Source organism: Legionella navarrensis, assembly GCF_052527415.1.
Genome location: NZ_JBNVZR010000004.1, coordinates 123469 through 149734, shown reverse-complemented (window position 1 = coordinate 149734; position 26266 = coordinate 123469). Strand labels below are relative to the sequence as shown.

Sequence of the window (26266 nt, the reverse complement as noted above, 5' to 3'; positions counted from 1 at the left end):
GAAACTCTGAGTGCGCATGATGCAAATCTTTCTGCCGGGCCCAGAAAGATAATCTGGTATATAATTACCTTTAACTACGTTTTAGCAAAAAGGAATATCGACATGAGTAAAAAATTGATCTACCTGCTTCTTATCCTGAGCACTTTGTTTCTCAGCGGATGCTGGACAACCAAGTCAGGGCAAAAATCAGGTATTATCGTCAAAATTGCCAAGGAAGGTCGTTTCTGGGGAACCTACGAGGGTGAGTTGATTCGCGGCGGGCTTGAAGATGCGAGTGGCGCCACCGGGCGTGAGTTTCACTTTACTCTCGGGCAATTTCATTCTGACATGATAAAGCAGGCTGAAACAGCCATGCAAAACAACAGTCACGTGATTATTTTTTATCATTGCGAAGAATGGACAGCTCCCTGGCGTGGTGAAACAAAGTGTTTCCTCGATGATTTGAAGGTTGTCGAGGTGAAGGGTAAAAAAACAGAACCCAGGTAAGCCCGTCTGCATGATCCTGTAAGTCTGGTATTTTAAGGTTGAAAATCGCAGCAGTGTTTATGTATAGTGCCATGAAAAGACTGGCAACCTTAAACTGACGCAATGAGGTAATTTTGGCAGCATCGTCGAGAGTATTATCTGGTAAAGGGAATCGTTTTTTTTCGCAGCGACCCGTCACTGACCAGCGAGGTGCAGACTATCTCTCAAATTTACCGGATGAATTACTGCTGTACCTTGTTCAGACTATCTCAAATCCGGTCGATCGTATCAGCCTTGCCCTTAGCTCCCGGCATCTTTTTCATGTCGTCAGCCCTGCGCTTTGTGCAAAACCCATAGAATTATCCAGGCTGGTACGAATTCGATATTTTATGGCTAAAAGTGGCTGTCTGACTAAGGCTGATTTATTAAAAATTAAAGAAATACTGAAAGGTTCTGGTCCGCATCTCCGCGCTCACCTTTTGCCAAAAACCGTGGAGTTAGCAAAGAGCTTCTTCCACGTGGATCATCTGCGGAAAAAAAGTGTGTTTGGTAAACTTTTTCTCGGACCAGCTGGTAAAATCAAAAAATACCGAACCAATGATGAGCAGGTTGAGCAGAGGCAGTATGTATTTTTTATGTCTCTTTTACTCCTGCCCGTTCCAGGCTTTTGGTCTCTAATGCTGCTGACCTATCTGAATCTGCTGACTTTCGCTGGTTTTATGGCTTCCATATCAGCCATTGTATTACCGCTTCTATTACTGTCTTATAGTCTTCATATCCGTCTGGCTTATGCCTGTTATACCAATCCGCTGTTATACACGGAAATCTGCTCAGTGGGCGATCTGCGTAGCTGCTGTCGTATTATTTTTCAAGAGCATTTCCCTGATTACGAAGAAACAGACGTGCCCCTCTATCATTTTTTATCAAATTACATAAAGACTAATATGTATACTCTGCTGCTTGAGGAGCCGGCACCATTGCCTTTACTTCCTGACTGGGAGCCTGAACTGGAAATCTGTATTGAAAGCGGTATTGAGCCTGAACTGCAGATTATCAGCAGCGAAGAGAGCTCTGATGACTATGGTCTGTTTGGCGACAGCAGTGACTCTGAGGAACATATGCAGGCCTGCTCTTCCCGGACCTGATGTCAGGAAAAACAGGCGCTCAGGCTTATCTCGTTACTTTTGGGCAGCCAGTGTCCATACTCTTCTCCATGCCACAAGCGGGTTTCATCGCGCTTTTCATCGATAAGTTTTGGAGTAATTCCGTACCGTTCAATCCAGACTGAGCAGCGGCTTTTTACCTGCCGCTTGATTTGCCAGCGCATGAAGCTGTAACGGCAAGGGTTAAATGCTTCATTTAGATGATCTGAAATATACGGCCTGAGCAGCGTGTACCGATTGATATGCGGCGAGAACTGCCATTGATGATCTTTCAATACCAGGATAGGGGCCAATGTCTTATCGCCAATTTTTACGGGGTGAGCCAGGTTCATATAAAATTTCCAGCCGGCATAATTGGCAGATAAATCACCATTTGAATACACCCCGTTTATCAGTGTGCCGAGATAGCTTTGTTCGAGAAGCTGCCCATAGAATACGATCGCATCGTGCGCCTGCTGGGGTGATTTACCATGTGTCCGCCAGTAGCGATACATCTTATAATAGGTATGACCCTGCATAAAAAAATGTCCGAGTTTGTCTGTGCCAAAATAATACCCGTACATATTAACCGTGGGAGCAAGACCCACAACAAACAGTGGCGATTGAGAAAAAACGAGCCAGTACACGGTTTTCCATGGTCGCGATTCCTTATAGTACTTAGGCTGGCTGAAATCAGGTAAACGATTCCAGCGCATCCAGCGTGGAAACCCGGGACCAGTCTTCTGATATAGCTGATCGGCCAGATAAACATCTTTTTGCCGCAGGGCCAGTTGTTCTTTTGTATGGCGGCTTTGGCGGGAGTCTGCCTGAAGGTTACGAATATCCGTATTGGTTTTTGTAATCAGCGCTCCCAGTACATCGTAGAGGCGGCTGCTCGCAGCCGGGCCAATATCTGCCAGTTCGCCCGGGGGAAGGGTGAATTGATCGGTTTCCTCGGCATGACACACACCAATTCCCAGCAACACGGCTAAAAAAAGCACTTTCGTAAACGACATGATATCCCTATCTTAATCTTTGCTTGTTCAAGGCATATCACATCTTTGCGGATTTTATAAAAACTCACAAGGGGTAAAACAGACAGAGGGCGGGAATATCTTCATTCCAAGCCTTATTTCCGGGCAGTCTGTCAGAATCTCGACCGTCAGGAAGCTTTGAAACGTGCGTATCCAGAGTTTCTGCCTCCTGACGGTCGCGGTTTGGTTTGCCCACTTAAAACAGATAAATCCGGGTGCTTTCTGTGCGCCTGTCAGTGATGCCTGGCGCTGAACCAGTAGTTTTCCAGCTCGCTGTTTTTATAATGAGATAAATGGCGCTCAAAAAACAGCCGGGCTTCCTTCTGTTTATTGCAGGCTATAAGGCAAATCAAATACGTCTGAAGGAACAACTCACACTGCGCGTCGCTACCGCCCAGTTGAAAACAATCGGCTATAATGGGCTGTAACAATTGATGTGCATGCACGTAATCCTTATGCACAAAAGCGACCAGCGCGTTACAAAACGGGATAATCACCTCCAGCCATAGTTTTCGGAACTGACCGGGTGTCAGAGACAGGGCGAAGGCTTCAATGTGCGTTAGCGCTTGCTGCAGAGTGCTCCCATCGCCGGCGCGTGCAAGGCAGTATATAAAATGAACCGCGTTAAATCCGGTGAAGCAGTCCATGGGATGACGCGCGATACGTGCGGCAACGTCTTTAAACAGGGTATCCTGAGCTAATCCAGCCAAATCCATGCGCCACAGCATAGAGATCGCGTCCACTTGCTCAAGAATCGTATCGGGCATATTCCCCCATACGTCACTTCGATAAAGGTCCAGTACGGATTGTTCATCGCGACCGGCGAGATAAAACAGAGCCAGGTGCCAGGCATTGTGGCCTCTCATCAAAGGCATGATGTCTTTCCAGGATGGTCTGACCTGATGCATGAAGCGCAGGCCATTTTCACGCTGACCGGTCATCAGATAAATATGTGCCATGCTGTGTTGGGCCCATGGTGTCACGGTTTCAATGCTCATCGCCTTTTCTGCTACGGCCTTTGCCTCGCTGTATTTACCGCTTAACTCGAGGGCAAACGAATAGCAGGAGAGAAACCATGGATCACCCTGATTTTCATGGGCAACTGATTCGCACAAATGCAGATAACGGCGGGCGTTAAACGCCTGTCCACAGCAATAAAACATCCATTCCGCCAGTTTAAGTGCCAGTGTATCGCGAGGGTAGAGCATGGCAATTGCAGAAAACAGAGTCGCAGCGCATTCAAAATCCTTGCGGAACCATGCGTTTATGGCCTGGAAGCTTAGCTTTTCACGTTCGTTGGCTTTAAGCAGATTTTTCTCAGCCTGAAGCAGATAAGTCTGAGCTGTCTGACTGGCCTGATCTTCCTGAGCGAACAGATAAAACGCACCGGCGTAGGTCTGTATCAGCAGACAGTCTGGATGCTGAGCTGCCGCTGCAAGGATCTCTTCAGCACGTGCGCCGGCAGACAGGATTTGATGCTGGAATGCGTTGATGCGCTCAATTGCATCAAATGATGAGGTACTGACCAATAATCCCTGTGCAGTTTCCATGGTGGAGCCTTTTTGACGTAATTTTGTCTGTAATTATAGCAGGCTGTGGCTGTCAGATTATTTTGAAAAAACTGTAACTACTCGGGAACCAGAGTAGTTACAAAAAATTTCTAATTTACTAAATGAGCTCGATAAACTATCATGCTGCAAAAATAATTCACAGGCCTGGAAGTAAAAATGCCATTGACGAAGCAGGATATTTATTCACTATTAGGCTTGGAACTCTCTGCTTTGGATCCTCAGATTTATCATGACAGCAGCGGTCCTGGCTATCTTGATTCATGGCTTTTGCTGGCACGTGATGAGCATATCTGGCAGCATGTCTGCTACAGTTCCGGCAGTAAAAAAAAACAGATTATTGTCTCCGAACCTATACTCGGGCGTGGGCCGGTATCGCTGTTTGAACTGGAGTTTTTTGCGGCACTCATTGCGAATTTTGATGTTTATTTCTGGCCAGATAATAATGGGCCTTTTCGTGAAGCCAGACCGCTGACTGACCCCACCGAGTTCTGGGACAATAAACCGTTTCAGCCTTTTGTTGCCACACAACGTATCATCGAATCACTCGTCACGGAAGGATTGTCTCTGGATAATGTGATGATTATCGATTTTGAAGCGTACAGGCAGATAACGGCAAGAGCACAACATCTTTATGTTAATAATTTTTCGATCCAGAAGCACCTGAAAAATACGGCGCAGGGCACGCTGAATCTGACTCATGTTAAGCCCAGCCAGTACCATGAACTGGCTGACTGTGCAGACCCTTTGACTATCCAGGCAATCACAGTAAACCCTGTGTCTGGCGATGCCTTGAATACGATTGTAAACCTGTTTCCTAATCTTGAGCGCCTGGAAGTACGTTACGCTAATGCCCAATGGGTATTGAACAACATAAAATACCTCAGGAATCTGAACCTGACTTTGTCGCATTTCATGCCGGAACGGATGTTTGAACTGCCGGCATCAACCTCCTTGAATACGCTGGTTATCCGTCTTGCCAAAAACATCATTTGGCGTCGATTCAGCGTTGCCAGCGGGGCGCAGGTTCATACTCTGGAGTTGCAGGGATTTTACGGTACACAACTCTTTCTTGGCGAACTCCATAGCCTGCGTACGTTCATATTGAAAAACAGCAGCATCCTCTGGAGCGAAGAGAGACGCGGAGTTCTGAATTTTATGCCTCACAACGCCACCATTAAGCTTCCTTCAGGGCTTGAGGATCTGCGTCTGGAAGGCGTGTCGATGGGGCACGGCAGTCTCATGCTCAATGACTACATCGCATCCAATCCGTCTCTGAGATCACTGAGCCTGCATTTTGATACGACTAAGTCATTATTGATTTCTCTTGGCCGTGTGAACGTATTCCATAGCTGTCTTTCCAGGGGCAGGACTCGGCATGATCTGCTGCGATCGCTGGAGAATTTTTCTCTGAGCATTAATCGCATCTCGGACGATACTACTCTCGAAATTGATTTATCGAGCGCCACCTCTCTGAAACGGCTCAGTCTGCCAGACAATATGAACCTCGATGCGTTTAATATCCCGCCGGCTCCTGGTTTGAGTGAGGCCGAATATCCTCCTGACAAGGGCCCTCGGCATCGGCGAACAGACGCCCAGGTAGTTCATTACAGAGAGCAACCAGGTCCAGGGAACTGCCGTAATGCCCTCTACTGGAAGGAGAAGTACCAGCTTTACAGGCGGCTCAACCTTATTAATGAACACTTCATGGGTTTTAGTCAGGTAACATATCTGTCGATTGCAAACCTTGTATTTGCAAGTGATGAAAACGATTTTATATTCAGGTTTATCGGACCAAAACTAAGATTTTTGAACCTGTATGACGTCGGCAAAACCACGCCAAAAGGAACCCTGACTCTGGATTTTTCCGCGTGCTCCCAGCTTGAATCACTGGCCATTCGAAAGCTGCGCGTTCCTCTCATTTTAAATTTGACAGGGGCGGGGGCACTGCGTTTTCTTGACATTCAGTCATCAAAGTCAGTGCAGATCAACTATGATCAGGAGCATCTCGTTCTTTTGGAGCATTTGAGGATAAGTGCAGACAATGCCAGTATGTTGCGCGGGATATTGAGCTATGACCTTGCTCCTGACTGTATCAGGTATTTTTCTGATAGTAACAACCATTCCTTCAGCGCATCGTCCAGTGCTGCTCTGGTTTCGCGCTGCCATGTTGACCCGTTGACTTACCGCCTGTTGGCTACTTTCTCATTGAGTGCCGTGCTACTGCTCACGCTTGGTTTATTGCTGGATTACTATTATTTCCTGAATGACCATGCCGACAGCCACAACCACGAACCATCCACGTTACCACAGACAGAAACGTCGACGACAACATCAACCCTGAGCACCACAACTGCCAGCACAACTGCTCAGACCGGCGTCAATGCCTACCGTGCATTGGACGTATGGCATATTGTCCTCGCTTGTGCGGCCGGAGCCGGGCTGATGGCCGGCCTGGCGGGGCTTCTCTATTGCATTCGAGCACGCCTGAATAGTGGCAGCCAGCGATCGGATTTACCCGTGCCTCGATTCGAGGATGTCGGATATCAGGTAGATACTGACACGGCTTTTGTCGAGGACAACATCAATATTTATCCGATGCTGTGCAATGTGTATCCAGATGAAGGACAGATACCCGGGCACGTCAGGATCTTTGTTAAAAACAGAGTGATGTATACGCAGGGAAAGCTTTTTTTTTCGACATCCACCGAAGACATGAGACGGTTTTATCCCTTAAAGCATATCCTGGAGCAGGATGATCAGATTCGGCACCGTCTGATGCAACGGGTTTCGCAGGACAACAACAGCCTGATATACATAAAAGGCTCTTTGGCCCCAGGTGTTTTTTGCCCTCTGCCTGGCTGGTATCCGCTTGAAAGTGAGGAGGATTTTGCCGGTCTGTATGCAGAAGAACCGGATTTGATTGACTGCCATTACCATGAGCGCACCCAGCAGGTTTTTATCACGTGGTCGTCCGCTGTGGTAAAGCCAAAAGAAATACAGCTGTTTTTTGAGGTGCGAAAAAAACCTTTTTATACTGATTTAAAAAACACGGGGCGTCTTCATCAGGTCAACCCACAGTTACTCTTGCCAGAAGCGGTGAGGGAGCGGATTTATGATGAGCTGCATGATCATCCGGTGTTAGGCTTTGTATTTGATGAAACCCATACACTGGAATATAAAATCCGGGAGCTGACCACTTATTTCCGCGCGTTTACTGTTGCTCCCTTAACGGACAACGCTGGCTGTCAGCTGAGTAATCTCCTGACTATCATCAAAGAAGGCAAGGGCGTATGCCGGCATCGAAGCCAGGGATTTATGCTGCTGTCGCATTTTCTCGGTTGTCCGGTTGATGTTGTTGCAAATACCAGCCATATGTTCTGTGCCATACCATGGCAGAACGAAACACATGGCTGGAACTACAAACGTCTGGATTTATCCCTGACATCCGATTCCTTTGGGGACGATAATGTTTTCTGGCAGATTGAAAGGAACATACGCGAAAATCAGAGGATTACGCTGGAATCGATCCGGATTGATGATCCCGAGGATCAGATGTACTTCGAACACTATCAGGATCAATTTAAACAATTCATCCGATTGAGAACCCTGGACTCACTGGCTCCCTTGTTTAACGAAAGACATACGTCCCCCCCTCTGGTTATTCTTAACGCTCTATCGCCTTATGTATTTAATGCCGGTCTGGTCCGATATCTCGAAGCAAATGGGGTAGACACCTTATCCCGGCATCTTTTTATTGACAGTCCAAACGCTTTTTTAAGGTATTTAAAACCCTTCAGAATTAAAGCAGGACAAATAGTTGAAAAGAAAAACGGACCCTTGCGCTCATTATTGCAAACAAAGCATGAACTGACCGTCCTGGTGATTGACTGGACCCCCTTTACCCATGCGCAGAGAGCGGGCTATCAAACCCTGATGGATAGGCCACGCATGTTGTTTATAGACGACGAAAGCTTTTATCTGCCAAAAAATCTGCTGGTTGTGAGCCTGATTGGCGAACAAAGCCTTACGGGAACTGCTTTTTTATCAAGGATGCAGCCATGGGATATCAGCAGCGATTTTGCCCGGCAGCTGCTCAGCGATGTTACGTCAGGCCACGCTGGTTTGCAGGCAAAACCTATAGAAAAATATCTCTTTGCAAGTCCTGGCTGGCGTGAGGTTTTGTTGGGTCGTGTGGATTTGTCCCCGGGTGGACTGGCTGTCGGCGAGGGCGCACTGAGCAAGGCTATACGGCAAGGGCGTGCGCTGCGTGTTTACAGCCCGCCAGAGGATCCTGCTTTTGCCCTATTGCAGCATCAGATCAATGAAGAAAAAAAATATCTGTGTCATGAAACCGGACGCATGAAAGCCGTTTCCGCTTCGGTTCGTATCGACACCTGCGTGGATGATGGCAGGTATCTCTGCGGGATTCTTGCGACCAGCGCGCTGCGTGTCTATGTGGGGGGCATTGACCTGCTTCAGAGAAGAACCCCAATATATATCGGCATGCATAACCTGCATGAACTCTACAATGGGTTGCAGATAGACGGGCAGGGGCAGGTGCACAGTCTGAGAGGTGGGCTATTAGACCGGTATGAAGAGAACAGGGATATTTTTTATCTTGTCGACAGCATGGCAAAATCATACTGGGAATCATTGCTGGAATATTGCGGGAAACAATACCCGGGTAAACCTTTTGAATTTCTGCTGTCGCCGGGATCTCAGATAGAAGGCTATGCGACATCGGCTCGAGCGCATGAGCAAGCACTGCCACCCCAGGATGTTGATTTCGACACGCGCATTTTTTCAAGCTCCGATCCTGATTATCTAGTGCAGCGGCTGGCAGCCTCGCTGACTTCGCCCTGGGTGGTTTATGTGCATAAAGCTACGCATTTCAATGAACTGATAGCCGTTGTGCACAAAGAAAAGGGATCCATTAATCGTTTTGTGTATCAAAGAAAAGCCGTGCTGGAAGCTCTGCTGCAGGGGCAGTCCGTAATTCTGAATGGTGAGCTGTCTCTGGCTTTGTATTTTCAGTTGCTGTCTTTGTGCGCCAGCCAGTCTCATGTCTTCAGTAATGGTCAGCGTCTTGATGTGACCGGGCGTCTGTATCTGGTCTTACCGGCAGATAAATGTCAGCATTGGCCTCACATACAGAGACACGCCCGGTTCACAATGGCCGATTATCAGCAAAACCTGCCTTACCCGGATTCCTTGTATGCACAGCAGATTCAGGCTTTTTATCGGGCTGCAATTATAGTGCCGCACGCTGGACGAGGGCGACCTGAGTCATTGCGGATGAACCATGCGCGCTTCACCGGGTTTCTGGCGGCATTAGAGGAGGGCGGATCCCGGCACAGGCATAACCCTGTCAAGGGCCTGTTTTTATATGACTATCCTCGCCGCAGTGAAGAGCAGGCCTGTTTGAACGTCCTGGGTAAATATTATTTCAGACCGGATGACAGAACGTCTTTGCGTACAGAAAAACTGGCCCAGCTGAGAATCAAAACAATGACTGATTTGCGGCGCAGCCTCTGGACTGTGCTCAACTGCTTTAATGGTCTGGACTTACACTCGTTTCTTGGACCGGATCTGGCCGAGGTGGTTTATCAGGCTGGTATGCCTGGCTTACGTTCTGAAGCGCTGGAGCGCCTGTTTGAGGCCTGTCAGTTACAGCCCACACAGGACAATCTGTCTGAACACAAAGGCGTTGCAAAAAATCAGGAGCAGCTGCGCCATTTTCTTCAGGATCCGCGTCAAAAAATTCTGATGCTCAAAGGTGAGCCCGGCGTTGGGAAAACCTGGTCTGTCAAAAAGCTGATCGGTAACTGTTATATGGGGGACGCAGATATTGGGGCGTGGCTGAGTGACGGGCGCAACAGCGTCTGGCTGTGTGACGAGGCGAATATGTTGCCTCCAGACGCACTGGACGCACTGATCAAGGGTTTGTGCAGCGGCCAGGAGACCATTTTGTACCGAGGTCAGGTCTATCGCCGGGACGGGCATGACAAGAAGATGATTCTAACGGGCAATCCTGAAAGTTTTCCGGGACGTTATTACCATTCCGCCATTCAGGATTATGCGAATACGGTCTATTTTGAAAAGCCAGGTGATGCGTTCCTGACGCGACACGCACAGGGAATATTACCTGAGAACGTGCATGCGTTTATACCCGTTTTGTTAGAGGCCTATCATTTAATCAGCCGTTATAATCCTTATCTGCCAACGTCTATCCGCGACATGGAGAGTCTCGCTCAGCGTTTTGCTCATCTTTACCGTATTGAACCTGCTGCGGTTATGCCGTCACTGTTACGCGCCTGTGTCAGTGAATTTGCCTGTTCCATTAAAGATGAGGCCAAAAGGCGTGCTTTTATCAGCGAGCTGGAAGAAAAAACCGGCCAGCGTTATCAACTGCCTTATCTGCAGGGCGACGCGCTTATTCCTCTCACGCCAACCGTTTCCACCACCCGCGAGAAAGCCTATATCATCGACACCCTGCTGATGAACCTGCACATGCGCTTCGAATCCCTTGTCTGCGAGGCCGCCAGGGCCCGCGCTCAAAGCGTCGCTGACAAAGGGAAGGGGAAAGGGAAAAAGAGCGCTCTCGGTTTTTTCAGTGAGGGGAAGCCTGTAGAACACAAAAGATATCTGATTTTACAAGGCGAACCTGGTCTTGGTAAATCGACATTGTTGCGTGCCGTGTTGACCTTTTATCTTAACCGCCTGTCTGCAGAAGACGGGCAGGGACCTGGTGCGGATATTGTTGAGCGTGAGCTGAATAAAGCCATTTACCTGATCAGCGGCGACAGCTCGAAAGCCCTTGGGGTGCTGACTCGTGCCATGGAGGACGAGGCGTTTGTGATTCTTGATGAATCAAATATCAATCCTTCTCTTGAGGCCTTGTTGTTAGACTATCTGACGGCAACCGACAAGCCAGGTTTTATGGTATTGGGTTCTGAAAACGATGGGGCTCAAGGTGGAAGGCTGGAGCGCTCGCCTGCCGAGTTGAATCGAAGTCAGTTATTTTATTTCCCGGCTTATGGGAAAGCCGAATATATTGCTTTCGCCAAAGCAGCCTGTATTCGCAGGCCCGAGGCGTTTGTAAGAGCCTATATGGATTTATCCAGAGAAACCAGACAGGTTGGCGCGCGCCATTTTTTCAAATGCCTGAAAGCAGAGAAGGAACGGCAAGAGGTATCCATTCCATCGATAGAGTCTGACAGCAGCGATGCCGACGACAGGCCGTTTTTAATGAGCCGCTGACGCGCAGCACTTTTATACTCCTTCATCCATCCCCTCTCCCCACGCTGCGCGCGGGAGAGAGGGGATTTGATCGTTACACTACAGCAAACCTTGTTAAGTGTTTGACAGTTGACGTATTACCTCACTGGGTTCTGCCATTTCTACCGCGCGTTTTTCCCCTTTGCTGAAAAACGAATAATAAAACATTTTTGAATAGCCCGGGTCTTGCTTTTTCTCGTCTATTCGCGCGGGGACGGGTCTTGTATCAGCCGGTTGATCAAATAAGCCAATACCTCTTCGGGGCCGGGGTTCATCCAGCCATCCCTGCAGGTCGTTATCGACATAGTCATGGCCTCGATTTACCAGAGCACCCAGAGACATAAACGCCAGTTGAAAGTAAAGACGGCATTCCTGATAAGACAGGCGGGTCTTTGTAAACTGATGTATGCAGTAGGTTGTCATGCCTATCAAGGCAGCGATGTCCAGCGTTCCGCTGGTATTGCCTATCACACCCCGTGTCCGCCCGTAGCTTCTCAGCCCCTGGAGCAGCTGTAAATGCGCTTGTTTTGTGTAATCAACCGAAGCGATGAGCAGGTCTTTTTGCTTAAAAGGCTCGAGCACGACAAATGATGCTCCGGTCTCGGTAGCGCAACTTTCAGCATAACGCGCTTTAACCTTTCGATCGTCTGCAAGAATGAAACAGACCTGGTACTCTTGCCTGTGCAGGCAGATAGCCAGCTGTCTTATAAATGAATCAGGCAGGTTAAGATGATTGTTGGCCGTGGAGGAATGTCTGACATGCAAAACAATCAGAGGTTGTTCTTCGGATTTTGCCAGCTCGGCTATTTGGCGCATGGCGTGACCTACGTATCTGTCGACAGCGTTTCGGGCGTCAAGAGGAAACCCGCGTGCGTCTCGCCTTGAAAATCCTTGCTGGATAGTATGCGTAACAGGCTCAATCCCGTGTGCTAATATCTCGTGTGATATTAAAGCGGTGGTCGCCATTTGGTCGATATAGCGAATATCCTCAACGCCAGAGCGCTCGGTAAAATGCTTTTCCAGCTGCTTTTGTCTTGTCCCTTCGCGACCGGTCTTATTGTAATCCAGTTTTACTTGCGTAAAATGCCCGGCCATGCCGAGGGTTGCAGCAAAATCGATACTGCGCTTTACCTGATCGCCTACCGTCAATGTGGAATGGGTTGGAGTCTCGTTGGGATCAACATCATAATTTAACTGCACCCTGGGTAATGGCCTGTCTCTGGCCTGCAATATCATTAAATAGGCCAGAATGTGATAAATATCACCTGAACTGTTCAATGGTGCCATGGATATGACCCAGGTTGTTCCTGTCGTGATTTCGGGAAGGTAAAGCGGTGTTTCTGGTGGCGTTGGGTCGGTAGATGAACTGGCGGCAACACCTGGCTCATCTCGATTGATCACGGTCGGCGGGACAGGCGTAACGGCAGGGGGTATGGGTAGATTTGCTGTCAGTTGGGCAATTTTTTTGGCATTGCATAGGACTTTGTCCTTTCCGCTGTAGCCCTCAAGGTGGGTAACCTGGCGGTTAATATGTAACAGCCTGTCCCATTGTTTTCGGGACTTCATGGTAGAAATGTTTGCTCGCAGCCTGCTGAACGCGTCTGTATCTGAGATATCATATGTCGTTTTTGTACCCATGAGCGTTATGATCATAACTTGCCCCTATGTGTTAAAAATGATCAATACTATAGGAATATAGAGTGCTTTTAAAGAGCATAGTGATAATATTATCACCCTGATAACCTTGGTACTTTTACCATTTAATTTTGACATTTGTCGTCCCCGCGCGGGCGGGGAACCATCCACGATTTGCGCACAATGCTACGCTGGAGAATAGATCCCCGCCTGCGCGGGGATGACACTTACATGTCAAAACTAAATGGAAATAGTACTAATCTGATTTACGAGGTAATTGTGGCAGCATCGCCCAGCAGATTGTTTTCGAAGCGCAATCGCTTTTTTTCGCACGAGCCCGAAGCAGATGTTGAACATGGTAGAGACCATCTTTCGAGCCTGCCGTATGAGCTGATTCAGAAAATTATTGATCTCATTGAAGATCCCCTCGACCATATTAATCTGGCTCTTGCATCGCGGTTTTTTTATCATTATGTGATGGATTCACTGTGTTCGATTCCGATGGAGCTGTCTGAAAAAAATCTTTATTGTGTGGCGAAAATCCGCGATTTGATGACTCAGGGCGACGTTTTTACCGAGCTTGATTTGCGCAAAATCAGAGGCATTATTGATCATTTCGATGCCGAGGGAAGACAATCCTTTTTATCCGATCCTGTCAGATTCGTAAGTGACTTTCATTCTGAAAATAGACGCAGAACCTCGACTGCTCTCAATACTGTATTTTTTAAATCAATCGCTGAGGTTCAAAAACAACGAACCCCAAACGAGCAGTTGGCTGAGAAAGAAAATTATTTCCGTTTCGCAATTCTTTCCCTGAGCCTTCCCGGAATACTGGTGTTGATTCTGTCGCCATATTTTGAGATGTTTTCAACGGGTGCGTTTATAATGTTTGGGCTATCTGTTTTTTGCCCAATGATTTTATTGCTTCTTGATATGCATACGCGGCTGGCATACGCCTTTTTTACCGATGTCCTGCTTTACATGGAAATCACCTCCGTCAATGATTTACCCTCAGACAGTCAGGATTTTTTCAACGCTCTATTTCCTGATTACGAAGAATCAGACCAGCCCCTGTATCATATGATATCGAATCATATCCGGGCCAATCTCTATCGTTTGCTATTTGACTACAAAAAACAACAGGAGCCCGAGCACTTGCTGGTCACGCCTTTCGCAGCGGAATTCAGGATTAGTATTGAAGATAATGTGTCATCTATTCTTCATGCGGATAGCGATGGTGACGAGCCTGTCCACTATAATCTGTTTGATGAGCACAGCGACACGGAGGCTTCTTCGCTGATAAATAACACGTACTGAATTTTACAGGCATAAGATAAAAAATCGACCAGGGGCTGTTGACAATTCACCCAGCCGCCTACGTGCCGCGGCTTGTCCGCGGTATCCATACGATCTGATTAACGGCAAATATCTTCCGCCATTCTGCATTCAACTGTTCAATGGTGTTTATTTTCCATTGGCGTGGCTAATTCTTGAAACGTTTTTCACGTCGGGCAGCCTCGATATAGCTCTGATGGATTTCATAATAAACCAGCATATGCGTATTGTAGGTAGCAGTAAACCCCGGAACCACCTTCTGTTTGTGCTCCCAGACACGTTTGATCAAATCCACCGCTGAACCAACGTATAATGTCCCATTGCGCTTGCTCGCCATGATATAAACGTAGAATGATTTCATCCTGCTTCCGTGTTGATATTGGACTCGCAGGAATGCTACCACTTGCAAGCGCCTTGAAAATTTGTATCAATTTATTTTTGAATGACCAACGGTTAAACTGTTGGTAAATTGAATTCCAGCATCCAAATGCTGCCGGCAGGTCTCGCCAAGGGCAACCAACATGCATTCTATACAACATGCCCTCAACGATCATGAAGATTTGGCTTGTCATAAATTCGGTGCCGTAGCATGATTTCCTTCAGCTTTGACCATAGCTCATCACTGAGCATCAGTCCTGGCATTACAACCTCATTTTATATCTGGGTGAGAGCCGATATATTATGAGTTTGCTTTTAGTTATCAATAGAGTACTTGAGCACTCTCGCTATGATATTGCTTTGTACATCAAACTGGATGCCGCGGACAAGCCGCGGCACGTAGGCGGCAAGGTGAATTGTCAACAGGCCCTAATCGATTTACTCGATTGTTGATGCGGGCTATTAACGTTTCCGCTTCCTGACGGTCGCGGCTCGGTTAGATCGTGCTAAATACAAGCACAAGATGCGGCCGTCCTGACTGTAAAAAGAGATGGATTGTATGTTTCAATTTTATACCTTATCATCTTTGATTACGATCTTTTCATTTTGTGCCCAGCCCGGATATTTCCGCATTGATTAAGGATGATTATGCGAACATTAGCAAAGTTGAGTATTTCCCTGCTTTATTTTTCTGTCAGCAGCCAGGCTTTTTCTTTTGCTCTGTCTGAGGGAAAAATGCCTTTGCAAGTGGGTGTGTTTCATGCCTCGCAAGGTGCGGAACAACATATTGATATAAAAGGATTGATTGGCGATCAATACACCTTGACGAAAAAAAACGAGAACAATCTTCTGTTGGGATTGGGGTATTTTATCAACGGCCCGCAACAAGCCTCCTGGGGTTTGTCTTATGGGATTGATGCTTTTTATCTGGCCAGAACAAGCGTTCAGGGTCAAATAATTCAGGAAAACCTGTTTAACAATCTGTCGTATCAGTACAAAATCAGCAACGTTCCCGTCTATGCCGCTGCCAAAGCCGAGATTAAAAACGGCCAGGATAAATACGCGCTGACGCTGGACGCTGGAATTGGGCCCAATTTTATCAATACGTCCTCTTATCATGAAAACTCGCTGGATGGCGGCATCACCATACCTGGCAATGTGTTTAGCGGAAAAAGCCACACAGCCTTCAGTGCCATGGGTGGTGTCGGAATCAAAATAAATAATCTGTTTGGACATCTTCCTTTTGAATGCGGATATCGTTTCTTCTATTTAGGTGAAGGTCGGTTTAATGGACAGAATAGCCAACTGCTCAGCACATTGAAGACGGGCAATAATTATGCACAAGCCCTGGTTTGCGCGGTTACCGCCTTTTAATCGATAGTTTAATGAGGAATGAATTATGAAAAGGATTTTAACAAGTATTGGCTCCCTGCTTTTGCTTTGCCAGGCTGGTTTTGCGGCGTCAGGTTTGTTTTTTGATGTGACCAGCAGCGGAAACATGATCCAGATTCGCACGAACATAACAAATACCTACAGCAATGCCGGCATCAAAATCAACACACCGGGTTATCGAATAAGCAATCCGGGTGTCGATTGCAAGCCGGCAAGTAATGGCTATTGTTTGTTCTCGGTCAATAACGCGACCACAAAATCTATCGCCATCACCGGGAACCCTGGCACCATCAGTCTGACCTTGTGCCTTAATGGCAGCGGCCCCATTTCCTGCCAAAATTATAGTGCCGTTCTGTCGGCAACCCCGCCCACCAGCATGCCTATGGCTTATGTCACCGCCGGAACTACGGATGTTCTGATATGTCCAATAAACAACGGTGGAACATTCGATGCCTGCACCAATGCCAATGTCACGTTTCAGACTCCGCGCGGGATTGCTTTAAATGGCGCTGGGAATAGAGCCTATGTGGTCAATAACGCACCGGATACCGTGTCTCTGTGCCATGTGAACGTCAATGGCAGTTTCGCCTCTTGCGAAGACTCGGGTAACTCTGGTGTTTCATTTTTTGGGGCGGAGGGTATTGCTTTAAATCCAGCGGGAACCTTCGCATATGTGAGCAACGTCAGCTCTCATCAGGTTCTGGTATGCCCGATTGACAACACCGGGCACTTTGGAGCCTGCGTGAATGCAACCGGGGAAGAAGAGGTATTTGCTCAACCCGTTGGCATTGTTCTTAATCAGGCAAACACCTTCGCTTACGTGGCCGATTCATCCGCCAATCTGGTTTATCTATGTCCAATTCTGAACAATGGAAGCTTTGGTACATGCCAGCCAACCGAATCCGATGAATCGTTCAATGGCCCGACAGGTATTGCATTGAATCCTGAAAATACCCGTGCTTACATCAGCAATATTAACAATGACCGTATTTCCGTGTGCCCGATTCTGTCTGATGGGTTGTTTGGTACATGCCAGTTTACTTCAGACCCTGGTGTTTTTAGCAGCCCCATCGGTATCGCCCTGAATGCGGTGGGAAACAGGGCTTACGTTGCAAACGGAGACAGTAGTGTGTCTGAATGTACAATTATACCGCTGAATGGTACGTTTACTAACTGTGTCAGTGCTGGTGGCGGGGTGAGTTTGCCAATATTTCTGGCCCTGCGAGAGCAGGAGGGGTAGGTTAGGTCTTGATCCAATGGCACTACCTTAAGCCAGGGGCTGTTGACATTTGCTCCCCATCCCCCGACCCGTCGTAGCGCGGCGTTGGGGGAGCCTGGTTAAGTAAATGTGTGGATGTGCCAAATGCACGTATTCACACACATCATTAACTTATCACTGTAAACTCTGGCTTGTCAGAGTATAAGATGCGGTCAACTTCTCTTTAATCAAATTGGCAATATCTAAATGCATCTCACTGGCACAGCCAAATAGTTTACGAAATGAACATAGGGCCAGCATCATCATTTGGAATCTCAACCTTGTAAAATTATTGTCGCGTACACATATTAAAACTTCCGCAATAGATGGCTCAGCTTGTTCTATAATTTGCTGAATATTCAGTTTGTATGATTCTCTTTCTTCTTCAGACTTGGACTGTATTTGCTTCTCCATTACATCTAATAAAGACGTAATGCGCAATTCCAGTGTGAGTGGATCTACACCAAAAGTACTTTTTATCTTTTGATTCATTGCTGCAAGCGATTTGATGTTTTAGTAATGATTTAGAGCATCGAGTTCGTAGCTATTCAGTGTAAAATAGAGTGCCTTTTCGGTGCTATTAAAATCGGGGCGTGCATAAAGATCTCTGATCTCCGCTTCGGATAGCAAGTAAAGACGGTTAGTATTGGGCATATGTTGATTTCAATGATGGTTACAGTAATTTCTTTCTCTTTCTGCCTAAGTGTCCATAAAAACGATGGTTTAAAAGGGACGAATAGCGTATATTAATTGATATTAAAATACTACGACTATCGTCCAATTAAATTGGTTTTTAGGTTTTATTCATATACGGCAGAAAATATGACGAATTTTGCCTATCTACGCGTCTCAACTGATCATCAAGATGCTAATAATCAAAAACTAAGCGTGTTAGATTATTGTAATAGTCACGGCATTAATTCTTTAACATTTATTGAAGATGTTGTCAGTGGTAAAACCACCTGGCGTGATCGAGCCATAGGCGGTGTTCTTGAAAAAGCAGAAAAAGGTGACGCCATCATTGCATCTGAAATTTCCAGATTGGGTCGCTCGACACTTCAAGTGCTGGAAATAATGGAGATGGCGGCTCAGAAAAGTGTATCGGTGCACATCGCAAAAAATAATATGGTGTTGGATGGATCTATGCAATCCACCATAACCGCAACCATTTTAGGATTGGCTGCGCAAATTCAACGGGAATTTATATCAGCTCGGACGAAAGAAGCTCTATCAAAGCGAACAAGTGACGGGGTAATACAACGACGGCATATTTATATGAAATAAAAATAGACCACAGGCATCTCATGATTAATTTTAATTGGTATAAATTTTCTGAATTAACTGTTGAACAGCTCTATGCTGTTCTTGCATTACGTGCCGATGTATTTGTAGTGGAACAGAACGGTGCTTATCTTGATCCAGATGGAAAAGATGCTGTTGCATTGCATTTATTAGGTATGAAGAATGATCAATTGGTAGCTTATCTTCGTCTATTTCCTCCTGATAGTATTGAAAATTATATTGTATTTGGTCGGGTAGCTACTGGACGAACTGTTCGTGCCAAAGGATATGGAAAAAAATTGATCGGAGAATTATTAGCTTACTGTGATATTAATTTTCCAGGAATTAGCATTCAATGTTCTGCGCGGGCTTATTTAAAGCAATTTTATGAAAACTTTGGGTTTAAAGTGCATGGAGAGATCTATGAAGAAGATGGCTTTCCACATTTAGCAATGCAAATAGATAAATAATAAAAAATTTGATCATCTTTCCATTGATTTAGGTCGTTATCTCAGATTAGGCACTTTTGGCGTTTCTTCCACAGAACCCGCATTAGATATTAGAAAAGACAGGATCAAAGAGGGAGGTAAAGTGTAATTCTGTTTATTGCAATAATATAACGTGGTTGCTAAGCAAACCAAAGGGGTCTATGAATCTGGTCAATAGATCATGCTTAATAACAAGCTTATCCCCAAAATCTGTGGATAAGCTTGTGCACCAGATAAAAAAATATTTGTTTCCTTTCGTCAGATAGGTTTGAGCAAAGAATGAAATTATTTTAACCATCGGGTGATGCATGCAGTCGTTTCATCAATGACTCTGATTGCCTGATGATAAAGAGGCGCAAACAATTCACGCTCGCCAGATTTCCAGTAACGCTCCAGATATTGGCAGGCAAACTTCATTCGGACGGTACCAATATATACAGCGCCACCCTTTATTTTATGAGCCAGATTTTCAACTTCCGCGAAATTTTGTTGGTTAAAAGCATGCTGCATCTTTTGGCTATCAATGGGTAGTTCAGATGTAACCAACATTTCCAGTAACTCTCTTAAAGATTCGCGTCCACCACAACTATTTATACCGAGTTCCTCATCAAAGAGAGCAAATTGCTCAAGTTCAAATAGCTCACTGTCGTTTTCTGGTAAATCTCTTTTTACTACGGATGAGAGGGATGATTGTGTATCTTTATTGCTGGCAGGGTTAGCTGCATGTAGTTCGTAATTTTTTATCAAATCCTGAACATGATCGGGGCGAAGAGGTTTGCTGATTACCTGATTCATGCCGGATTCAAGCGCCTCATGTTCGGTGTCCATGATTGAGTGCGCTGTCAACCCAATCACGGGAACCTTCATTCTTTTATGCTCGTTTTCTATTTTTCTGAAATGTCGTGCCACATCAAATCCTGATATGTCCGGCAATCCTATGTCTGATAATACAAGATGAAATGTATTGTTTTTGAAAAGTTCAATAGCCATGGCTCCATTTGTGGCAGATTTAAAGCCAATGTTGAATTTGCCAAGGATGTTCTCAGCGGTTTTGAGTGCGATCGCATTATCTTCAATTAATAAAATTTGTATACCAGAATCAGATGAGCAGCTGTTCTTGATGGTAGTCGTTGCAGGGAAGGGGAGGGTTGATTCAGGTAAATCAGGCTTACATTTAATCAATTTAACTGGAATTGATACTGTAAAAATTGTTCCTTCGTTTGGTGCAGATTCGACGTTAATTTTACCTTTCAATATTTGTATATACCTTTTTACGATATGCAGGCCGACACCATGCCCTGCGTATATGCCCTGATAAGAGGACGTTCCTCTGAAAAATTTTTTAAAAATCTTGTCCTTATCTTCCTCGTTAATTCCTAAACCAGTATCCCTGATATAAAACTCAATTCGATGTTCATGCGTTTTGTGGCTTATGTATTTTGCTCCGATTTCAATATAACCTTTTTCAGTGAATTTAACGGCATTTCCCAAAATATTAAGCAATATACGATGAATTTTTATCTCATCGGTTTCGATTATCTCAGGTAAATCGTCAGCCAACGTAACTCGCAGGTCAAGGTTTTTCAGTTTTATGGTGGGCAATTCAAGATCAGCAATACTTTGAATGAGTGTCCGTATTTTAACAGGAGACTTATTAACCTGATTTTCTTTTTTGCTTCCAGTCGCGATGATATCAAGAACGCTGTTCAGTAAGGTCAAAAGTTGTTCGCCGCTGATGTTAACCATATGTGCGCGCTCTTTTTCCTCCAAAGTCATGGCTTCATTTTCAAGAATTGATGACATCCCAATAATGCCAGCCAGCGGAGTACGAATGTCATGGCTCATGTTACGGATAAATTCATCTTTTGCTTTGTTAGCCGCTTCGGCGGCCTCTTTAGCCATCTTTAGTGTGTCTGCTCGGTTGTATTCTTCCGTAACATCGATTGCCACTCCAGTTACTCCATAACAAACACCTTCATTATTTATCAAAGGAAAGCCACTATCTTTTATCCAGCGAATCTCTCCATTTGGCCTTATAATTCGATAACTTGTGGAGTATCTGGCCTTTTCACCGCAGCGATCAATTTCTTCAGCCATTTTTTCAAGAGGGTTGTGATTTGTTACATCATCGGGGTGAAAATAAGTAAGCCACTTTTCAGGTGCGTTGTATAACTCTTCCCGTGAGCGCCCCCAGACCTTTTCATAAGATGGACTAATATACTGAATTTTTGAAAAATCAGGGCTACTAATCCAGTAGACTTGCTCGCTATGTTCCGAGAATTTTGCAAGAAAATCACCCATTTCTTCCAGGGTTAAGCGAAATCCGCGGTTTTTTCTGTGCATTAGACGTCCATAATCTCGATCGTGTATAATCAAAATATTAGCAGAGAAACCATAAAGTAGTCACAGGAAGGTTTATAATGTTGACACCAGAAGGCCAGTCCGCTGACAAAATGGACAAAATCATGTTGTTATCAACATGGACAAGGACTTTAATAGAGGAATCTATACAGGAAGGTTCATCATTAGAAGCTGGTGTATTTATTTCTGCAGGAATGGGGAAACCTACCTATCCTATTGATCTCAATACTATTGCATTTTTTTTGGCATATTGGCAGAAAATAGAGGAAATAGCCAAAGTTGCCATGCAAAATCTTAACGTAGTAAAAGAAGGGGCTGCTGTAGATTATGGGGATCCAAAAGGGGACGATGAAGCAAGAGCGATAATGGCTCAAGCCATGTCATCCTGGTATCAGGCAGAAATTAATCCTGAGAATGTGCTTTTTACAGCAGGAGGTGCGGGAGCCATTCGAACCATATTTGAAATGCTAAACGAGCGCTACAGAGACACACCAGGATATCGCATCATCACACCTTTTCCTCATTACACGTTGTATTCAGACAATCCAATGCACAGACTTCATCCGGTGGATGTGATGAAGGAGCCAGGATATAGATTGACCGCAGAGGCAATAGACTCAAGCATTAAATCAGCTATGGAACTTGCAAAAAATGATAATGGTTATCCAAAGGCCATATTGATTTGCAATCCTTCCAATCCACTTGGAACCGTCATTAATGAAGAAGAGCTTCTTAACATAGCTGAAGTTCTCCGTAAATATCCTGACATGCACATCATTTTGGATGAAGCATATGCCGAGATGTGTTATGCAGAAATGCCATCCTTACTTAAGATGGCACCTGATTTGAAAGAAAGAATTATCATGATGCGTTCTGCAACCAAGGGACTCTCAGCAGCTGGCGAACGTATGGCTTTACTGATGTCATTCGATGCTAAAATATCCAGTGAGTTGTTAACCAAAAACATAAGTTTGATGGGGCATGCCCCGCGTTCTTCACAAATTGTATATGCACGCACTATGGCTGTATTCGGTAGTGACGAAAGAGAAAAACGTCTGGATTTTTATAGAAAAAAAGTTGATTACGTGTCAATGCGTTTGAAGGCCATGGGGGCAACCATGCCCGATTCCAACTACAAAACAGAAGCAACTTTTTACGTGTTAACTGATTTAAGCGATTTATTTGGCCTTGACCTACCGGAAGATTCAAAACGTGCTTTAGGTAAGACTGGAGCAGTCCATACAGATGAAGAACTTGCCTATTATTTGTTGTTTAAAGATAAAATTATGACAGCGCCTTTGTCGTATTTTGGTATGAAAGGCAACAAAGGGTATATGCGCATAACTTGCAGTAGTGAGGAAAGCGAATTAAAAGAAATGATGGATAGATTGGAAAACCGTCTTCTGGATGCAAGATTAAGCCGTCAATCCACGCTTATCGAAAGAATACAGAAACTTTTACCTGAACTTGAAGCCATAAATACGATTCTATATCAGGAGGTTTTGGAAAATATGGTTGTCATATCAAGCAAAGAAAAAAATACATTATCTATCAAAGGTGATAATCAGATCCTTATGGAGATATTATCTTCTGTGCAAGTTGCTATTCATAAGTCTTCACTAGAGGGGCAAGTAAAGGCCACGACAACCATACAATCATTTTTTCGTGGGCACTTGGCAAGACAAAAAGCAGATAAGGTAAGAAGGGATCTGGAAGGTGAGTGGGTCAGATTTGTTGATACAATGTTTACTGAACCATGTTTTATGAAAACCATGTTATTGAATGCATCCGACTCTGACAGGCTTAAATTTGCACCATGGACTGAACATTTAAAAACGCTTAGATGTGGCAATCAGGACGGTGCCAACCCTTAAGTTGAATTAGTTTCGACTTAATCTGACACAACCCATTGAAAAGTTGAGGGTTTCCGGTTTTGATAGAAGTGCGAACTTTAAACAAAACCGTGAGTTTTCGAGTTAGATAGAGGGAAGCTCGTGCTTCCGGCCGTTGCAACGGCGGCTTGAAGTTTTCAATTGGCTGTTGTCGAAGGAGTGAAGATGGCTACTGAAATTAGCCTGGTTAGAAGTCGATTGCACAAGTGAGATTATATGCGGCTTGGCAGTGAAGTGAATCCCAAAGAATCCAGCAACACATAAAACCCTCTCTTTTTTTATATCGTTTTGTGAAACACGGCCTATTTAGATCGGGCCGTGCATACCATAATGGACAGTTAGGGATTATCAGGATAAAGATTTTAAAAAAACTCAATATTATTGTTAATGCTATTCAGGCATTAACAAGGAAAAATTTTTATAAATCAATGCCACCTTACAATTTAAAGTTTTCTGCGTGGCAAGATGTATATCGCTCGCGATTTCAAGGTTTTGATTTATATATTAAATTCCAAATTAATGAAAATAATGAACTACTTCTTTCATTTAAGGAGTCACAAAATGACTAAAAAAAAGTGCATGGTATGCGGGGAAAATACTTGCGAATATAAAACAAAAAAAATCCCCTTTACGTACAAAGGAGAAACAACCTTTATAAATCAACCAGGAGAATGGTGTGATACCTGTGGAGAAGGCGTATTAACAGATAAAGATACCCATATCACGATGAAGGAAATGCAAACGCATAAGGCCAAAGTTGATCATTTGCTTACCCCTGATGATATTCGTCGCATAAGAAAAAAATTACATATTAATCAAAAAGAAGCCGCCGAATATTTCGGTGGTGGTGTTAATGGATTCAGTCGTTATGAAAGAGGAGAGTGTCCTCCACCAAAATCGTTGAGTAGCTTATTTGTTCTTTTAGATAAAGATCCCAGGCAAATTGAGGAGTTGATTAATTGTTTTGAACAGAGAGTCTGATTTGTTAAAAATGGGGGCATTGCTATGAGTCGTAGTCACAGAAAAAATCCCATTATGGGGATAACTACTTGTGCCAGCGAGCGGCAAGATAAAAAAATATGGCATCAACGCTGGCGAGCACGTGAACGTACTTCATTGAATCGCATCTCCTTTGAGGATCTGGATTCATATTTACCTTTGTCAGAAAAAGAGGTTAGTAATGTATGGCAGATGGGTAAAGATGGTAAACAGTATTGGTCTATTCAAAGTCAGGTCATCGCTGCAATGGGAACTGCCCAAAATAAAGGCCGGACTCCGGAAGAGAAATTGTATATAGAACAAAGACAATTACATAAAGCAATGAGCAAATAATTATTTCGGCTTATGGTAGGGGTGCACCCACGCTAAGTCTGATTAATTGTAAAATCTGGCTTAACTGGTGTGTCTTAAATTACTTGACCACGTCACGAACGATATGAATTAGTTTCGACTTAATGGAGCCAGTTTGGTGGCCTCTCAATAAAGTTTCGGAGCGCCAGACCTTGTAGGAATTTTTCTGACCCGGATTGCTTCCGGGTCGAATGATTTTGACTATGCTGTTTAGTTCTGGTTTTTATTGAGAACACAAGAGTAGTTCTGTAGTCCGTCAAGCTGCTCCATATCCAGCAGACTTAACATTCGCCCATTCATGAGCAGCTGTCCATTGTCTAAAGACAAAGTGCTTTGAGAGATGTATGTCACTATTGGACTGGAGGTATTATAGGGATAGGAAGTATGCCCTTTCATCAATGTCACGCTTTTTATTGTTAGGGTAGACATGTCTTCGCTCCATTCAAGCGACCTATGTTCAACATTCGAATATATTTGTTCTGATGTTGATTTAGTATTGAGGGAACCTATTTGCATTTCATCACCCTCAAAATTAAAACTTAATTCATCATTTGATACAGTGAAGTTTATTGGAACATCTTTACCATCAACCGAGCAGCTACCAGCCCAGCTCCCTGAAAAATCAGTGTGGTTTTGCCCCGGTTTATTAGCGGTCGATTTTGTAGCCGCATGCACAGGCAGCTTGTCAAGCCTTAATTTATGCAAAAAATTTGCAGCAAACAGGGGCGCTGTGAAAATACTTCCTGCGACAACAAAAGTAACCAAAGCTTTTTTATTCATTATATCCCTCTAAATAATAAGAAAAAATAGTTTCCGAGCTGTGACCGTCAGATGGTGGTAAAGTTGGCTAACGTTAAGTGAATCATTCAGCTTAACGTTTTGACGGTCACGGCTCGGTTAGCGCGGACAAGTTCCGGGTGTTCAGGATTTTGTTGCCTGGGAACTATAACACAGGACGGCTTTGTTTCTTAACCCAATAATTGACCGTATCCACGTGTTGTTAACTCTAATCTGTGGATGTATTTTTTGTAAAAAGTTGATTGCGTCAAAGGGTTAAGGATAGGAGAGCCCACGAAAGCTAATCCTTTAGGTCTGATTACTGTGACAATCAGACCTTAATGGATTTTCGTTCACAACGTTCACAAAGGTAGTTCTGGGGTCTTAATCGTCTGTTGTTGAGGTTTTATCTGGATTTACAAATTGGTCGAGTGCGGAATTGAGAATAGCCATCCTGGCAAAATCATCGTCCTTGATTTCTTCTCAATTGCTCGCCTCGTAATGATAGATTATCAACCGATTGGTTTTCAGTAAACGGCAAGAGGATTTTGTTTATGTAAGAAATATCTCAAAATGCCACTCATATTGGTTGATCCGGCATTAGCCCGAAATAAAGAAGATATTGCCGT

At 44.8% G+C, this 26266-nt stretch carries 18 protein-coding genes and 2 pseudogenes; 12 read left to right on the top strand and 8 right to left on the bottom strand.

Translation table 11 applies throughout. The annotated features are described in order from the left end of the window. The first annotated feature begins 102 nt into the window (after positions 1–102). Positions 103–486 (top strand): hypothetical protein, encoded by a 384-nt coding sequence (locus ACQUTA_RS04365; RefSeq protein ID WP_444986980.1) that lies wholly within the window; start codon positions 103–105, stop codon positions 484–486. Positions 487–599: 113 nt separating this feature from the next. Beyond that, complete coding sequence (locus tag ACQUTA_RS04360) at positions 600–1610, top strand: hypothetical protein (protein WP_444986979.1); 1011 nt, start codon at positions 600–602, stop codon at positions 1608–1610. 2 nt (positions 1611–1612) lie between these two features. Here ACQUTA_RS04360 and ACQUTA_RS04355 read toward each other — a convergent pair whose 3' ends face one another. After that, a complete protein-coding gene (locus tag ACQUTA_RS04355; protein WP_444986978.1) occupies positions 1613–2623 on the bottom strand; it encodes a hypothetical protein in 1011 nt (336 codons plus the stop codon). A gap of 251 nt (positions 2624–2874) precedes the next feature. Further along, entirely contained in the window at positions 2875–4191 is a 1317-nt protein-coding gene (locus tag ACQUTA_RS04350) for a tetratricopeptide repeat protein (RefSeq protein ID WP_444986977.1), read from the bottom strand. Positions 4192–4368: 177 nt separating this feature from the next. Here ACQUTA_RS04350 and ACQUTA_RS04345 point away from each other — a divergent pair, with 177 nt between their 5' ends. Then, positions 4369–11472: a hypothetical protein gene (locus ACQUTA_RS04345; RefSeq protein ID WP_444986976.1), complete on the top strand. Its 7104-nt coding sequence runs from the start codon at positions 4369–4371 to the stop codon at positions 11470–11472. A 93-nt stretch (positions 11473–11565) separates the two neighbouring features. Here ACQUTA_RS04345 and ACQUTA_RS04340 read toward each other — a convergent pair whose 3' ends face one another. Further along, positions 11566–13056, bottom strand: coding sequence for a hypothetical protein (locus ACQUTA_RS04340; protein ID WP_444986975.1), 1491 nt, complete (start codon positions 13054–13056; stop codon positions 11566–11568). A gap of 300 nt (positions 13057–13356) precedes the next feature. On the opposite strand from ACQUTA_RS04340, the gene ACQUTA_RS04335 reads away from it, so the two are divergent. Then, positions 13357–14442, top strand: coding sequence for a hypothetical protein (locus ACQUTA_RS04335; RefSeq protein WP_444986974.1), 1086 nt, complete (start codon positions 13357–13359; stop codon positions 14440–14442). Between the two features lie 58 nt (positions 14443–14500). Here ACQUTA_RS04335 and ACQUTA_RS04330 read toward each other — a convergent pair. Continuing rightward, a pseudogene (locus ACQUTA_RS04330) lies at positions 14501–14821 on the bottom strand (GIY-YIG nuclease family protein). 46 nt (positions 14822–14867) lie between these two features. Beyond that, positions 14868–15102 (bottom strand): annotated as a pseudogene (locus ACQUTA_RS04325) (transposase); the annotation flags it as partial. A gap of 384 nt (positions 15103–15486) precedes the next feature. Between ACQUTA_RS04325 and ACQUTA_RS04320 the strand changes: the two are divergent. Then, positions 15487–16212: a hypothetical protein gene (locus ACQUTA_RS04320; RefSeq protein ID WP_444986973.1), complete on the top strand. Its 726-nt coding sequence runs from the start codon at positions 15487–15489 to the stop codon at positions 16210–16212. A gap of 25 nt (positions 16213–16237) precedes the next feature. Beyond that, positions 16238–17470, top strand: a complete 1233-nt coding sequence (locus tag ACQUTA_RS04315; protein ID WP_444986972.1) for a beta-propeller fold lactonase family protein — start codon at positions 16238–16240, stop codon at positions 17468–17470. A 153-nt stretch (positions 17471–17623) separates the two neighbouring features. On the opposite strand, the gene ACQUTA_RS04310 is transcribed toward ACQUTA_RS04315, so the two are convergent. Beyond that, positions 17624–17980: a hypothetical protein gene (locus ACQUTA_RS04310; protein WP_444986971.1), complete on the bottom strand. Its 357-nt coding sequence runs from the start codon at positions 17978–17980 to the stop codon at positions 17624–17626. A 330-nt stretch (positions 17981–18310) separates the two neighbouring features. On the opposite strand from ACQUTA_RS04310, the gene ACQUTA_RS04305 reads away from it, so the two are divergent. Then, the gene (locus tag ACQUTA_RS04305; RefSeq protein ID WP_444986970.1) at positions 18311–18772 is read left to right on the top strand and encodes a recombinase family protein; all 462 of its coding nucleotides are present in this window, start codon (positions 18311–18313) and stop codon (positions 18770–18772) included. 20 nt (positions 18773–18792) lie between these two features. Further along, positions 18793–19239, top strand: a complete 447-nt coding sequence (locus tag ACQUTA_RS04300; protein WP_444986969.1) for a GNAT family N-acetyltransferase — start codon at positions 18793–18795, stop codon at positions 19237–19239. Positions 19240–19542: 303 nt separating this feature from the next. Here the strand turns inward: ACQUTA_RS04300 and ACQUTA_RS04295 are convergent, their stop codons facing one another. Continuing rightward, positions 19543–21600, bottom strand: a complete 2058-nt coding sequence (locus ACQUTA_RS04295) for an ATP-binding protein (RefSeq protein WP_444986968.1) — start codon at positions 21598–21600, stop codon at positions 19543–19545. A gap of 77 nt (positions 21601–21677) precedes the next feature. Between ACQUTA_RS04295 and ACQUTA_RS04290 the strand changes: the two genes are divergently transcribed. The 4 genes from ACQUTA_RS04290 (at position 21678) to ACQUTA_RS04275 (ending at position 24842) form a co-directional block, all read left to right on the top strand. Beyond that, positions 21678–23492, top strand: coding sequence for an aminotransferase class I/II-fold pyridoxal phosphate-dependent enzyme (locus ACQUTA_RS04290; protein ID WP_444986967.1), 1815 nt, complete (start codon positions 21678–21680; stop codon positions 23490–23492). A gap of 308 nt (positions 23493–23800) precedes the next feature. Then, entirely contained in the window at positions 23801–24079 is a 279-nt protein-coding gene (locus ACQUTA_RS04285; RefSeq protein WP_444986966.1) for a type II toxin-antitoxin system MqsR family toxin, read from the top strand. Next, a complete protein-coding gene (locus ACQUTA_RS04280) occupies positions 24072–24491 on the top strand; it encodes a type II toxin-antitoxin system MqsA family antitoxin (protein ID WP_444986965.1) in 420 nt (139 codons plus the stop codon). The genes ACQUTA_RS04285 and ACQUTA_RS04280 overlap by 8 nt, the downstream gene beginning before the upstream one ends. 24 nt (positions 24492–24515) lie before the next feature. Further along, positions 24516–24842 (top strand): hypothetical protein, encoded by a 327-nt coding sequence (locus ACQUTA_RS04275; protein ID WP_444986964.1) that lies wholly within the window; start codon positions 24516–24518, stop codon positions 24840–24842. 228 nt (positions 24843–25070) lie between these two features. Here ACQUTA_RS04275 and ACQUTA_RS04270 read toward each other — a convergent pair whose 3' ends face one another. Further along, positions 25071–25640, bottom strand: coding sequence for a hypothetical protein (locus ACQUTA_RS04270; RefSeq protein WP_444986963.1), 570 nt, complete (start codon positions 25638–25640; stop codon positions 25071–25073). Between the last annotated feature and the right edge of the window lie 626 nt (positions 25641–26266).

Coding starts and splice junctions, on each gene's coding strand:
- ACQUTA_RS04365 (WP_444986980.1), top strand. CDS start 103: ATGAGTAAAAAATTGATCTACCTGCTTCTTATCCTGAGCACTTTGTTT.
- ACQUTA_RS04355 (WP_444986978.1), bottom strand. CDS start 2,623: ATGTCGTTTACGAAAGTGCTTTTTTTAGCCGTGTTGCTGGGAATTGGT.
- ACQUTA_RS04350 (WP_444986977.1), bottom strand. CDS start 4,191: ATGGAAACTGCACAGGGATTATTGGTCAGTACCTCATCATTTGATGCA.
- ACQUTA_RS04345 (WP_444986976.1), top strand. CDS start 4,369: ATGCCATTGACGAAGCAGGATATTTATTCACTATTAGGCTTGGAACTC.
- ACQUTA_RS04340 (WP_444986975.1), bottom strand. CDS start 13,056: ATGAAGTCCCGAAAACAATGGGACAGGCTGTTACATATTAACCGCCAG.
- ACQUTA_RS04335 (WP_444986974.1), top strand. CDS start 13,357: ATGTCAAAACTAAATGGAAATAGTACTAATCTGATTTACGAGGTAATT.
- ACQUTA_RS04320 (WP_444986973.1), top strand. CDS start 15,487: ATGCGAACATTAGCAAAGTTGAGTATTTCCCTGCTTTATTTTTCTGTC.
- ACQUTA_RS04315 (WP_444986972.1), top strand. CDS start 16,238: ATGAAAAGGATTTTAACAAGTATTGGCTCCCTGCTTTTGCTTTGCCAG.
- ACQUTA_RS04310 (WP_444986971.1), bottom strand. CDS start 17,980: ATGAATCAAAAGATAAAAAGTACTTTTGGTGTAGATCCACTCACACTG.
- ACQUTA_RS04305 (WP_444986970.1), top strand. CDS start 18,311: ATGACGAATTTTGCCTATCTACGCGTCTCAACTGATCATCAAGATGCT.
- ACQUTA_RS04300 (WP_444986969.1), top strand. CDS start 18,793: ATGATTAATTTTAATTGGTATAAATTTTCTGAATTAACTGTTGAACAG.
- ACQUTA_RS04295 (WP_444986968.1), bottom strand. CDS start 21,600: ATGCACAGAAAAAACCGCGGATTTCGCTTAACCCTGGAAGAAATGGGT.
- ACQUTA_RS04290 (WP_444986967.1), top strand. CDS start 21,678: ATGTTGACACCAGAAGGCCAGTCCGCTGACAAAATGGACAAAATCATG.
- ACQUTA_RS04280 (WP_444986965.1), top strand. CDS start 24,072: ATGACTAAAAAAAAGTGCATGGTATGCGGGGAAAATACTTGCGAATAT.
- ACQUTA_RS04275 (WP_444986964.1), top strand. CDS start 24,516: ATGAGTCGTAGTCACAGAAAAAATCCCATTATGGGGATAACTACTTGT.
- ACQUTA_RS04270 (WP_444986963.1), bottom strand. CDS start 25,640: ATGAATAAAAAAGCTTTGGTTACTTTTGTTGTCGCAGGAAGTATTTTC.